We start from the raw sequence: 12,709 nt of genomic DNA on the forward strand, positions 1-12,709 counted from the left end.
AAGGACCAGGACACCATGACCTTCGACTACAAAGTTGCCGACCTCTCACTCGCCGAGGCGGGTCGCCACCAGATCCGCCTGGCCGAGCACGAGATGCCCGGACTCATGGCGCTGCGCCGCGAATTCGCCGACTCCCAGCCCCTCGCGGGAGCACGCATCGCCGGGTCGCTGCACATGACCGTGCAGACGGCCGTCCTCATCGAGACCCTGACCTCCCTCGGTGCCGAGGTGCGCTGGGCGTCCTGCAACATCTTCTCCACCCAGGACGAGGCCGCCGCGGCCGTCGTCGTCGGCACAGGCACCGTGGAGGAGCCCGCCGGCGTGCCCGTGTTCGCGTGGAAGAACGAGTCGCTCGAGGACTACTGGTGGACCGCGACCCAGATCCTCACCTGGCCCGGCCAGGCCGACGGCCTCGGCCCGAACATGATCCTCGACGACGGCGGTGACGCCACCATGCTGGTGCACAAGGGCGCCGAGTTCGAGGCGCTCGGAGCGGTCCCCGCGAACCCGCAGGAGGGCGACGCCGACTACTCGCACGAGTACACCGTGTTCCTCGACACCCTCCGCTCCACGATCTCCTCCGAGCCGCAGAAGTGGACGACGATCGCGGCGGGGATCAAGGGCGTCACCGAGGAGACGACCACCGGCGTGCACCGCCTGTACCAGCTGGCCGCCCAGGGCAAGCTCCTCTTCCCCGCGATCAACGTCAACGACTCCGTCACCAAGTCGAAGTTCGACAACAAGTACGGCATCCGCCACTCCCTGCCCGACGGCCTGAACCGGGCCACGGACGTGCTGATCGGCGGCAAGGTCGCCGTCGTGTGCGGATACGGCGACGTCGGCAAGGGCGCGGCCGAGGCCCTGCGCGGCCAGGGAGCACGCGTCATCGTCACGGAGATCGACCCGATCTGCGCCCTGCAGGCAGCGATGGACGGCTACCAGGTCGCGAAGCTCGAGTCGGTGCTCGCACAGGGTGACATCTTCATCACGACCACCGGCAACAAGGACGTCATCATGGCCGGCCACATGGCGGGCATGAAGCACCAGGCCATCGTGGGCAACATCGGGCACTTCGACAACGAGATCGACATCGCGGGCCTCGGGCGCATCCCCGGCGTCGAGAAGATCGAGATCAAGCCGCAGGTCCACGAGTGGGTCATCCCCGCCGACGAGGCCTCCGGCGTGGAGCAGCACTCCATCATCATGCTGTCCGAAGGCCGCCTGCTGAACCTCGGCAACGCCACGGGCCACCCCTCGTTCGTCATGAGCAACTCCTTCGCGAACCAGACCATCGCCCAGATCGAGCTGTACACGAAGTTCGGGCAGGACGACGCCGAGGGCAACCGCGAGTACGAGAACGAGGTGTACGTCCTCCCGAAGGTCCTCGACGAGAAGGTCGCCCGCCTCCACCTCGACGCCCTCGGCGTCGAGCTCACGGAACTGACCAAGGGTCAGGCCGAGTACCTCGACATCGACGCCGCCGGTCCGTACAAGTCGGAGCAATACCGTTACTAGGCCTCGGCCGGACGGTTCCGTACGGCTGCCGCAGGTCCCGTCAGGGGTGCCGGTGGCAGCCGTCGCCGTTTCCGGACACCGCGTGCGACCTGCGCGGGACGGGGGGTCCCGTCACGTACAGTCGCTTCCAGGGTGAGAACGGGGGAGGGTGCATGCGCGTGAAGAGAGATATGGGCAGGGCAGCAGCGGGTCGGAAGGGCTGGAAGATCGTGGCCATCGGTGCCGCCGCGGTGGTCGCCGTGGGCGGCGGCGTGGGCATCGCGACGGCATCACCGTGGGATGATCCCGAACCCTCGTCGTCCTCGTCCCCGGGACCCTCGCCCGCGGGATCTCCTGCACCCCCCTCGTCCGCAGCCCCCGCGGCGCCCGGTGCCCCTGCCGCCGAGCACACCGTCGGCCTCACGCCCACGGACGGCGCGTTCTCGGTCAACCCCGCCACCACCGCCGCGGTGAAGGTCGCCGGTGCAACGCTCGACGCCGTCGAACTCGTCCCGCGGGCGGGCGGCACGCCCGTGGCGGGCACGCTCTCCGACGACGGCACGGGCTGGACCGCGACGGACCGCCTCGCCTTCGACACCGAATACCAGTTCTCCTACACGGTCCGCGATTCCGCCGGGCGGTCCCATCACGGCACCTCCACCTTCCGTACGGTGGAACCCGCGAACGAGGCCGACGCCGCGATGTTCCCGCTGGACGGCGCGACGGTGGGCACGGGCCAGCCGCTCGAGTTCACCTTCAGCGAGCCCGTGACCCATCGGGACGTCGTGGAGAAGGCCATCACCGTGACCAGCACGAGCGGCCAGCCCGGTGCCTTCTACTGGATCTCGGACACCAAGGCCCGGTACCGGCCCGAGACGTTCTGGGCCCCGAACAGCACCATCACGGTCGAGTCACGCCTCTTCGGCGTCGACTTCGGCAACGGCATGATCGGCAACGGCGACACCACGTGGACCGTGCGGACGCACGGCACGCGCCTGGCCGTGGTCGACAACGCCACCAAGACCATGAAGGTGTATCTCGACGGGAAGCTCGACCGCACCTTCCCGGTCACCCTCGGCACCGAGGAGTGGCCCTCCACGGAGGGCTACATGGTGGTGATGGAGAAGTACGAGAGCACCCGGTTCACGGCCGAGTCGATCGGCCTGGAGCCGGACGATCCCGCCTACTATCCTCCGACGGTCGTGAACCACGCGAGCCGCCTGAGCAAGGGCGGCGCGTTCGTCCACGAGGCACTGCCGGCAGCGCAGGTGGCCCTCGGCGAGGTCAACGTCTCGCACGGCTGCGTGGGGATGTCCCCCGAGGGCGCCGAGTACTTCTACGACACCTTCGGGCCCGGGGACGTGGTGCAGATCCTCAACACGGACTACGGCCCCATGTACGTGTGGGACGGCTTCGGCGACTGGAACGTCCCGTGGGACGAGTGGGTCGATCAGCCCTGACCGAACGGCAGGGTGTGGACCCTTCTCGCCGTCGATTCCGTCCGCTCGTGCTGGCGCATCATCGCGGCGTAGTCGCGGTCCCTCCGCGCAGCGATGACGGCATGCAGGAACTCCTCCGGATGGGTGTCCGCCGGGGGGCCGGGGGAGACGTGGGGGCTCGCTTCGGACGCGAGGTCCACGGCGAGCGTGGCGCGGGCCGACGGCGTGAGGCGCGGAGCCTGCGCCAGGAACTGGGACATCCGGCGGGCGAGGGCGTCGGGGAGGCGCCCGATGTCCGCGGTGGCTGCCCACGCCTCGAGGCGCGGCGGCATGACGAGGACGGCCCGGGGCCTGGCGACGACCCGCTCCCGCATCGCGTAGGTTCCGGCCAGCAGGTCCCCGAGGCGCTTGGAGCGCTCGTTGAACAGCGAGACGAGGAACGCGAGAGAGCCCACGAGCATGTAGATCTCGAGGATCGCGAGCATGCCACGGATGAAGGCGTGCCGGAAGCGGATCGCCCCGCCGTCGTCGCGCACGATCCGCAGCCCCATGACGAGGCGGCCCAGCGACTTCCCGCGGGTCAGGGTCTCCACCGTCACCGGCAGCACGAGCAGGAGCAGCACGACGATGACCAGGCCGAGGGCCTGCGTGAACGCGTCGTCGAACACGCCGCCGAAGAGGTTCCCGATCAGCAGCAGCAGAAGGATCGCGAGGATGACCTGGGCGATGATGTCGATGAGGACGCTCAGCCCGCGGGCGGCGAATCCGGCCGGTTTCAGTTCGAGGACCACGGCCTCGCCGGTGACGACCGAACTCATGACTGTCTCCCTGCCGGCCGATGGCGGGACCTGGTGGTCCCGTGCTTCCTCCCAGCAGCGTAGCGCCGTCGTGGTGTCGACGCTCCGTGACGGGCCGTGACGAGGCCGGAACTATAGGGTTGGGCCATGGACGTGGACGCATTCATCGCCGTGCACCGCAGCGACTGGCAACGCCTGGACGACCTCGTGGGCCGGCGGAGGCTCGACGGTGCGGAGTCGGACGAGCTGCTGGTGCTCTACCAGCGCGTATCCACGCATCTGTCGATCATCCGGTCCGTGGACCCCGAGAGCGCGCTGTCGGGGTCGCTGTCCACCCGCCTCTCCCGTGCGCGGACCCGGTTCACCGGAGCGAGGTCCAACACGATGGAGGACATCGCGCAGTTCTTCGTCTTCTCCCTGCCCGCTGCGTTCTACCGCGTCCGGTGGCTCACGGCGGTGGTCGGGGTGCTCTTTGTCGCGGTGGCGTGGCTCTACGCCTCCTGGGTGGGGACGCCCGGGGTGATCCAGGCGCTCGGGCCGGACGAGGAGCTCCGACGCTACGTCGAGGAGGACTTCGTCGACTACTACTCGGAGAATCCTGCCGCGTCCTTCGCAGGCCTGGTCTGGACGAACAACGCGTGGATCGCGCTGCAGGCCGTCGCGTTCGGCGTCACCGGCATCTGGCCCGTGTTCATCCTGTACCAGAACGCGCAGGGCGTGGGCATGGCCGCCGGCATGATGGCGTCCTACGACCGGCTCGACACGTTCTTCATCTACATCCTGCCGCACGGGTTCATGGAGCTGACCGCCATCTTCATCGCCACCGCGGCGGGGCTGCGCATCTTCTGGGCCTGGGTGGCCCCCGGCCGCAGGCCACGCGCAGCAGCGCTCGCGGAGGAGGGCCGCGCGCTGATCACGGTCGCGCTCGGGCTGGTGCTGGTCCTGCTGGTCTCGGGGCTCGTCGAGGGATTCGTGACGCCGAGCGGGCTGCCGCCGTGGCTGCGCATCGGCATCGGGTTCCTGGTCTTCGCCGCGTACTGGGCGTACACCCTGATCCTCGGCCGGCGCGCGGTCGCTGCCGGGCACCGCGGCGACCTCGGTGCCGTTGACCGGGGAGACGCCGTCGTCACCGCCTGAGCCGATGGCGGACCTGCGCCGCGGGTGTGCCGGTCGGTGGACGTGCGGGGAGCCTCCCGGCGGGGCACGCGAACGCCCGGTAGTGTCGAAAGACGCCGGATGCAGGCACCGGCCGCACCGATCAAGGAGACAGCGCAGTGGCAGAGACCGACAGCACCCGTCCGAGCGCTTCCGGCGCGTCCCGTGCGGAGGGGCCGGGCGACGATGCAGCCGGGATCGGGTCGGGCTCCGGCGCTGCGGGGGTCACCGCGGCGAGCGTCCCGCGCGACCACATTCCCATGCGGAGGGCAGCGAGCCTGCCGGAGGTTCCGGACGAGGGCGCGGACGACGAGGCCTCGGGTGAGTCCGCCGTCGAAGAGTTCGACGCCGTCGACGAGCCCGACGACGCGCAGCGTGAGGACGCAGAGCCGGACGAGGCGGCCCAGGCTGAGGACGCTGGGATGCCGGAGGAGGCCGCCCGGTCCGACGACGCCTCGGGCACTGTCGTGCCGGTGGGACCGGCGGGACCGGCGGGACCGGCGTCGGGTGCCGGTCCGTCGGGGAGTGGGAGCCATGCGGCGCCTGCTGCCGGCCCGTCCACGGATACCGCCGATCACTCCGTGCGGGGGCCGGACCGCGAGGCCGCCCGGCGTGCTGCGGCCCGGGACCAGGCGGCCGCGGCGAAGCCCGTGCTCCCGCGGTTCCTGCAGGTCGTCGTCGCCCTGTTCTTCCCGGTCATCGTGGTCGCGGCCGCGATCCGGGCGGTCGCGACGTCGTCGTTCCTGTGGCTCGAATACCACCGGCCGGGGTTCCCCGCGGACCGGTTCGGGTTCTCGCTGGAGGATCGCATGACCTATGGGTCGTACGCGCTCGACTACGTGCTGAACTTCGCGCCTCCGCGGTACCTCGGGGACCTGGTGACGCCCGGGGGTGAGCCGCTGTTCCTCGAGTCGGAGGTCGGGCACATGGCCGATGTGAAGGGTGTCCTCGGGCTGTCCTTCTTCATCGCCCTCGTGCTCTTCGTGCTGTCGGTCCTGGCCTGCGTCTACCTCGCGCGGCACTACAAGGGCGGGATCCGGCGGGCGCTGTTCTCCGGCGCGGTGCTGACCCTCGTCGGCATCGCCGTCCTGACCGTGCTGGCGGTCCTCGCGTGGCAGGCGTTCTTCACCCAGGTCCACGCCCTGTTCTTCGCCGACGGCACCTGGACCTTCCGGCTGGACGACACCCTGATCCGGCTGTTCCCCGAGCAGTTCTGGACGGACTCCGCCGTGACGGTCGCCGTTCTCGTGCTGGCGGCGACCATCCTCACACTCGTCCTCACCTGGCCCACGAAGGCCCGTCGCGACCGCTCCATGATGGCGCAGGAAGCAGCCGAGGCACGGTCCCGCGAGGCGCTCGACGCGACCTAGCAGGGCCTCCCCGGGCAGCGTCTCGGGGGCAGCGTCTCGGGGCGTGCCGCCGCGGCGGGTGCCCACACCCGGGGGAACGGAGCCACGGGTCGGGGCCGCCGCGGCGGGTGCACGCCCCCGGCGCTACGTACCGCCGCCGGACCGCCTCCGCTACTGCCGCGCGTAGAGCTCCTCGAGCACCTCGGTGTGGTCGGCGACGACGGCGGCCCGCTTCAGCTTGAGGGTGGGCGTCAGGTGCCCGGACTCGACGCTGAACTCGACGTCGAGCACGGTGAACTTCCGGATCTGTTCCGCCTGCGAGACGGTGGCATTCGCGGCGTCGACGGCGCACTGCAGCTCGGCGAGGACGTCGGCATCGTGGGCCGCCTGCTCCGCGGTCAGCCCGGATCGACCGTGCGCGGCCGCCCAGTGCTCCAGGCCTTCCCGGTCCAGGCCGATGAGCGCCGCGATGAACGGTCTGCCTTCACCCACGAGGACCGCCTGGCCGACGAGCGCGTTCTCCCGGAGCTTCTCCTCGAGGGGGCCGGGTGCCACGTTCTTGCCGCCGGCGGTCACCAGCAGGTCCTTCTTCCGCCCGGTGATGGTCAGGAAGCCGTCCTCGTCGAGCGCGCCGAGGTCGCCCGTCCTGAAGTAGCCGTCGTCGGTGAACACCTCCGCCGTCGCGGCATCGTTGCGGTGGTATCCGGCGAACACGCCCGCGCCCTTCACCTGGACCTCGCCGTCGTCGTCGAGCCGGACACTGGTGCCGGGCATCGGGATGCCGACGGACCCGACGCGTGTCAGGGCCACCGTGTTCACCGTGCACGGCGCGGTGCTCTCGGTGAGGCCGTAGCCCTCCTGCACCAGGATCCCGGCGCCGCGGAAGAAGTGGGTCAGGTGCTCGCTGAGCGGGCTCGCCCCGGACACCGTGTAGGTGACCTCGCCGCCGAAGACGCCCCGCAGCCGGGGGTAGACGATCCTCTCGAACACCGCATGCGATGCGCGCAGGACCGGCGAAGGGCCGCGCCCACCCCGGCCGCGCGCGTCGACCGCTCGCGAGTAGGCGACGGCGGTGCGCTCCGCGGCGGCGAAGAGCCGCCCCTTCCCGGACTCCGCCGCGCGCCGGCCCGCCGTGGCGTGGATCTTCTCGAAGATGCGCGGGACGGCGAGGAGGAACGTCGGCTTGAAGGTCGTCAGGTCCTCGAGCAGCTGCGCCGCCGAACCGGAGTGTGCCAGCGTGATGCCGCCGGTGAAGCACACCACCTGGACGGCACGGGCCAGCACGTGCGCCAGGGGCAGGAACATGAGGGTCCGGGCGTTCTCCTGCTTCAGGAACTCCGGGAGGAACTCCAGCGTGTTGACGGCGAACAGCGCGAAGTTGCCGTGCGTGATGACGCAGCCCTTCGGCCGTCCCGTGGTACCCGAGGTGTAGACGATGGACGCGGCGTCGTCGAGGCCGCGCGAGGATCGCGCCGCCTCGAGGGCGTCGTCGGACACCGCCGCACCGGCCTCCCCGAGCGTCGCGATGGTCGCCGCGCCGTCGAGCGGTTCGGAGGTCAGCCGGACCACGGAGGTGGTCCCCGAACGGCCCGCCCGCGCCGCGGCGTCCGCGAGGACACCGGCCCGGGACTCGTCGTCGACGAACACGACGGCGGGCTGCGCGTCCTCGAGGATCCACGCCACCTGGTGGGCGGAGGAGGTCTCGTAGATGGGGACGGTGACGGCTCCGGCGAACCAGATCGCGACGTCGGCGAGCGTCCACTCGTACCGCGTCCTCGACATCACCGCGACGGCGCCGCCGGGCTGCACGCCGGACGCCACGAGGCCCTTGGCCAGGCGCCGGACCTGCTGCAGGAACTCGGCCGCCGAGACGTCCTCCCAGTGCGTCCCCGCTCGCAGCGCGTAGAGCGCCTGCCCGGGATCGGCGTTGTGGGTACGCAGGAGGAGGTCGGTGGTGTTGCTGGTCGACGGCAGGTCGACCAGGAGTTCCGTGATGGCTTCGCGCACGTGGTGCTCGCTTTCGTTCCGGTGAGGACCGGTTCGTCCGGTGGGAACCGGTGATGGTCGGAAGATATGGTCGGAAGATTCAGCGGGGGACCGGCCGCGGCCCTAGATCCAGCTCGGCAGCCACATGCGCTCGCGCCACTGGTCGTAGGGGATGACCTCGGCCGTCCAGATGGGCATGAAGTAGGCCGACAGCGCGACGGCGGCGGCCAGGAAAAGCCCCACCAGCACGATACCCGTCCGTCGCCGGGCCGCGTCCGCCGCCGGTCCGCCGAGCACGAGGCCGAGGCAGTAGACCAGGGCCAGGACGAGGAAGGGCTCGAAGGCCACGGCGTAGAAGTAGAAGGTGGTTCGCTCCGGGTACAGGAACCAGGGCAGGTAGCCCGCGCCGACGCCGGTGAGGATGGCCGCGGCGCGCCAGTCACGGCGGCCCAGCCAGAAGAACAGCAGCACGAGGAGGGACAGCGCGGCGCTCCACCAGATGAGCGGGTTGCCGAGCACCGTGACGGCCTGCGAGCAGGCGTCCGCCCCGCACCCGCCCGGCTTCTCGTAGAAGTACGACGTCGGACGGCCCACCACGAGCCACGACCAGGCGGTCGCCTCGTACGGGTGGTCGGAGCCGAGGCCCTCATGGAAGGCGAAGGCACTGCGGTGGTACTCCGCGAGGGAGCGGATCCCGTCCGGCAGCCAGCCCCACTGCTCCGACGGGTTCTGCCGCGCCCAGGTGCGGTCGTAGGCGTCGGCGGACAGGAACCAGCCGGTCCACGTGCCCAGGTAGGTGAGCGCCGCCACCGGGACGATGCAGGCGAACGCGAGCAGGCCGTCCTTCAGCGCCGCCCCCAGCGCCCAGTGGTGCACACCGGCGATGCGTCGCGCGCTCATGTCCCAGGCGACGGTCATCAGGCCGAAGGCGGCGATGAACGGCAGGGCCGACCACTTCGTGCCGAGGGCGAGCCCGAGGCACACACCGGCCGCGAGGCGCCACGGCCGGAACCCGAGGAACGGGCCGTACGCGAGCGGCGCACGCGACAGTCCGCCCCCGTCCGTCCGGGCAGCGAGCCGGGCGGCGAGGCGTCGTCGCCCGTCGTCGCGATCCAGCAGGAGCGCCGCGAACGCGACCAGGAGCCAGAAGCTCAGGAAGATGTCCAGCAGCGAGGTGCGCGACTGCACCAGGTGGTGGCCGTCGACGGCGAGGAGGAGCCCGGCGGCGGCGCCCAGCAGTGCCGAGCCGAACATCCGGTGGGCGACGACGGCGAGCAGGAGCACCGAGAGGGTGCCGACGGCGGCGGCGGAGAAGCGCCAGCCGAAGGCGTTGTCCGCGCCGAACAGCAGCATCCCGAACGCGATCATCCACTTGCCGACCGGCGGGTGGACCACGTAGTCGGGAGTGTCGAGCAGGACGCCTGGGGTGCCGGCGTTGAAGGAGTCGTTCGCGTCCTCGGGCCATTCGCGCTCGTAGCCCGACTGCAGCAGCGAATAGGCGTCCTTGACGTAGTACGTCTCGTCGAACACGAGCGAGCCGGGTTCGCCGAGACGCACGAAGCGCAGGATCCCGCCGAGCAGGGCCACGGCCAGGGGGAGCACCCAGCGCAGGGAGCCGCCGGGCGCCGCGGCGCCGAGGAGGCGGACCAGCAGGGCATCGCGCGTGAAGGCGAGGGAAGGAGCGAGGACCCAGGATCCGGTCGGCTGAGGGCTGTCCCGTCGGGCTCGGACGGCGGTGGGACTCACCCTGCCATGCTACCGGCGGTGGAGGCGCGGGCCCCGCACCCGGCCGCCTGTCGGGCCGCGTGGAGCGCTAGGCTGGTGCGGTGAACCAGCCACGCGACGACGCCGCCCCCGACTCCGTCCGGGAGGACTTCCCGGCGCCCGCGGAGGACCAGCCCGACGACGCCGTTCCGGCCCCCGCAGCGGAGGCCACGGAGGAGGCGGACCCGGCCGACCAGGCGGACCAGGCGGACGCCGTCCGGGCCCCCACCGCATACCGCGGCACCGCGGGCGACGACAGCGGCCGGGGACGGATCGTCCTCGCGGCCACGCCCATCGGCAACATGGGGGACGCGACCGAACGCCTGATTGGCCTCCTCCACACCGCGGACGTCGTCGCCGCCGAGGACACGCGCCGCCTGCACCGCCTCATGCAGGCGCTCGGCGTCACCGTGACCGGCCGGGTCATCAGCTACCACGAGCACAACGAGGCCGAGCGCACGCCCGAACTGCTCGAGCTGGTCCACGACGGCGCGACCCTGCTGATGGTGACCGACGCCGGCATGCCCTCGGTCTCGGATCCCGGCTACCGCCTGGTCGAGGCCGCCGTCGCCGAGGGCCTCGACCTGACGGCGGTGCCCGGTGCCTCTGCGGTCCTCGCGGCGCTCGCACTGTCCGGGCTGCCCACCGACCGGTTCTGCTTCGAGGGGTTCCTGCCCCGCAAGCCGGGCGTGCGTGCGGGGCGGCTCGCCGACCTCGCGGCGGAGCGCCGCACGATGGTGTTCTTCGAGGCCCCGCACCGGCTCGAGGCGATGCTGCGCTCGCTGCAGCAGGCGTTCGGCTCGGACCGGCAGGCCGCCGTGGCCCGGGAACTGACCAAGGTGCACGAGCAGGTGGTCCGCGGTTCCCTCCTCGAGCTCCTCCAGTGGGCGCAGGAGACCGAGGTGCGCGGTGAGATCGCCGTGGTCCTCGCCGGCGCCCCGGACGCCCCACCGTCCCGGCCCGAGGACCACGTGGCCCAGGTGAACGGTCTCATGGACGGCGGCATGCGCCTCAAGGACGCCGTGGCGGCGGTCGCCGCCGACGCCCGCGTCAGCAAGCGGGAGCTGTATGCCGCGGTGATCGCCGCGCGCTGACCGGCTGCACCCCCGCGGCTGTGCACTCGTCCAAAGGGAAGCCCTTCCTGCCGTGCAGACCCTACTGGACACCCGTTCGCCGCCGGGTCTAGCGTGATCGGGAATGCCCCGTCGGGGCGCCCCGTATCGTCCCGAAGGAGCTCACATTGGCTGTCACCGCCGACCAGGAGAAGGCAGTACTCGATCAGGTGCCCACCGGGCTCCTGATCGACGGACAGTGGAGGGCGTCGTCGTCGGGTGCCACCTTCGACGTGGAGGATCCGGCCACAGGACGCACCCTGCGTACGCTGGCGGACGCCACCCCCGAGGACGGCATGGCGGCGCTCGACGCCGCCGTGGCCGCGCAGGCCGACTGGGCGCGGACCGCTCCGCGCGAGCGGGGCGAGATCCTGCGGCGGGCCTTCGACCTGGTCACCGCGCGCGCCGACGAATTCGCCCTGCTGATGACGCTCGAGATGGGCAAGCCGCTGGCCGAGGCGCGCGGCGAGGTCACCTACGGCGCGGAGTTCCTGCGGTGGTTCTCGGAGGAGGCCGTGCGCACCTCGGGCCGGTACTCCACCTCGCCCGACGGGAAGTCCCGCCTGCTCGTGAGCAAGAAGCCCGTGGGCCCGTGCCTGCTCATCACCCCGTGGAACTTCCCGCTGGCCATGGCGACGCGGAAGATCGCGCCGGCCATCGCTGCCGGCTGCACCATGGTGCTCAAGCCCGCTAACCTGACCCCGCTCACGTCCTCCCTGTTCGCAACGGTCCTGCAGGAGGCGGGCCTGCCCGCCGGCGTGCTGAACATCGTCAACACCACCACGGCCGGTGACGTCACCGGGCCGCTCATCGAGGACGCCCGCCTGCGCAAGCTCTCCTTCACCGGGTCCACCCCGGTGGGCCGCAACCTCCTCGCGGCCGCCTCGAAGAATGTGCTGCGGACCTCCATGGAACTCGGCGGCAACGCGCCGTTCGTCGTGTTCGAGGACGCCGATCTCGACGCCGCGGTGACCGGCGCCATGCTGGCGAAGCTCCGGAACATGGGCGAGGCCTGCACGGCCGCCAACCGCTTCATCGTCCATGAAGCGGTGGCCGACCGCTTCGCCGCGGCCCTCGCAGAGCGCATGGAGACCATGACGCCGGCGCGCGGCACGGAGGACGCGTCGAAGCTCGGCCCCCTGATCGACCAGAAGAGCCGCGACAAGGTCCACGAGCTCGTGACCGCGGCTGTCGGCGACGGCGCTGTCGCTGTCACCGGTGGCGCGCCCGTGGCGGGCGACGGCTACTTCTACCAGGCCACCGTTCTGAAGGACGTGCCCCGGTCCTCGCGCATCCTGCAGGAGGAGATCTTCGGCCCCGTGGCGCCAATCATCACCTTCAGCACCGAGGACGAAGCGGTGGAGCTGGCGAACGACACCGAGTACGGCCTCGTGGCCTACGTCTTCACGCGCGACCTCAACCGGGGCCTGCGCATGGGCGAGCGGCTCGATACCGGCATGCTGGGCCTCAATGCCGGGGTCGTGTCCAACGCGGCGGCGCCCTTCGGCGGCGTCAAGCAGTCGGGCCTGGGTCGCGAGGGCGGCGCCGAGGGCATCGAGGAGTACCTGTACACGCAGTACGTGGGGATCGCGGATCCCTACGCCTCCTAGGGC

At 71.2% G+C, this 12,709-nt stretch carries 9 protein-coding genes; 6 read left to right on the forward strand and 3 right to left on the reverse strand.

The genetic code is table 11. The features are described 5' to 3' along the window. Window positions 1-15: 15 nt before the first annotated feature. Window positions 16-1,515 carry an adenosylhomocysteinase gene (ahcY, locus tag ACX80F_RS04310; RefSeq protein WP_459335151.1) on the forward strand — a complete coding sequence of 500 codons (1,500 nt, stop codon included), beginning with the start codon at window positions 16-18 and terminating at the stop codon, window positions 1,513-1,515. 152 nt (window positions 1,516-1,667) lie between these two features. Further along, on the forward strand, window positions 1,668-2,954 hold the full coding sequence (locus ACX80F_RS04315) for a L,D-transpeptidase (protein ID WP_459335152.1): 1,287 nt from the start codon (window positions 1,668-1,670) through the stop codon (window positions 2,952-2,954). Here ACX80F_RS04315 and ACX80F_RS04320 read toward each other — a convergent pair. Next, window positions 2,945-3,751: an RDD family protein gene (locus ACX80F_RS04320; protein ID WP_459335153.1), complete on the reverse strand. Its 807-nt coding sequence runs from the start codon at window positions 3,749-3,751 to the stop codon at window positions 2,945-2,947. The two genes, ACX80F_RS04315 and ACX80F_RS04320, sit on opposite strands and share 10 nt — an antisense overlap. A 126-nt stretch (window positions 3,752-3,877) precedes the next feature. Here ACX80F_RS04320 and ACX80F_RS04325 point away from each other — a divergent pair, with 126 nt between their 5' ends. Together ACX80F_RS04325 and ACX80F_RS04330 are read left to right on the forward strand one after the other, a co-directional pair. Further along, a complete protein-coding gene (locus ACX80F_RS04325) occupies window positions 3,878-4,867 on the forward strand; it encodes a stage II sporulation protein M (protein ID WP_459335154.1) in 990 nt (329 codons plus the stop codon). Window positions 4,868-5,004: 137 nt separating this feature from the next. Then, the gene (locus ACX80F_RS04330) at window positions 5,005-6,255 is read left to right on the forward strand and encodes a TIGR01906 family membrane protein (protein ID WP_459335155.1); all 1,251 of its coding nucleotides are present in this window, start codon (window positions 5,005-5,007) and stop codon (window positions 6,253-6,255) included. Window positions 6,256-6,405: 150 nt separating this feature from the next. Here the strand turns inward: ACX80F_RS04330 and ACX80F_RS04335 are convergent, their stop codons facing one another. Both ACX80F_RS04335 and ACX80F_RS04340 read right to left on the reverse strand, forming a co-directional pair. Then, complete coding sequence (locus ACX80F_RS04335; protein WP_459335156.1) at window positions 6,406-8,241, reverse strand: AMP-dependent synthetase/ligase; 1,836 nt, start codon at window positions 8,239-8,241, stop codon at window positions 6,406-6,408. Window positions 8,242-8,343: 102 nt separating this feature from the next. Beyond that, window positions 8,344-9,966 carry a dolichyl-phosphate-mannose--protein mannosyltransferase gene (locus ACX80F_RS04340; RefSeq protein WP_459335157.1) on the reverse strand — a complete coding sequence of 541 codons (1,623 nt, stop codon included), beginning with the start codon at window positions 9,964-9,966 and terminating at the stop codon, window positions 8,344-8,346. Between the two features lie 290 nt (window positions 9,967-10,256). Here ACX80F_RS04340 and rsmI point away from each other — a divergent pair, with 290 nt between their 5' ends. Both rsmI and ACX80F_RS04350 read left to right on the forward strand, forming a co-directional pair. Continuing rightward, window positions 10,257-11,078: a 16S rRNA (cytidine(1402)-2'-O)-methyltransferase gene (rsmI, locus tag ACX80F_RS04345; protein WP_459335365.1), complete on the forward strand. Its 822-nt coding sequence runs from the start codon at window positions 10,257-10,259 to the stop codon at window positions 11,076-11,078. A 146-nt stretch (window positions 11,079-11,224) separates the two neighbouring features. After that, window positions 11,225-12,706, forward strand: coding sequence for an NAD-dependent succinate-semialdehyde dehydrogenase (locus ACX80F_RS04350; protein WP_459335158.1), 1,482 nt, complete (start codon window positions 11,225-11,227; stop codon window positions 12,704-12,706). Window positions 12,707-12,709 lie beyond the last annotated feature (3 nt).

Source organism: Arthrobacter sp. TMS2-4 (assembly GCF_054511075.1).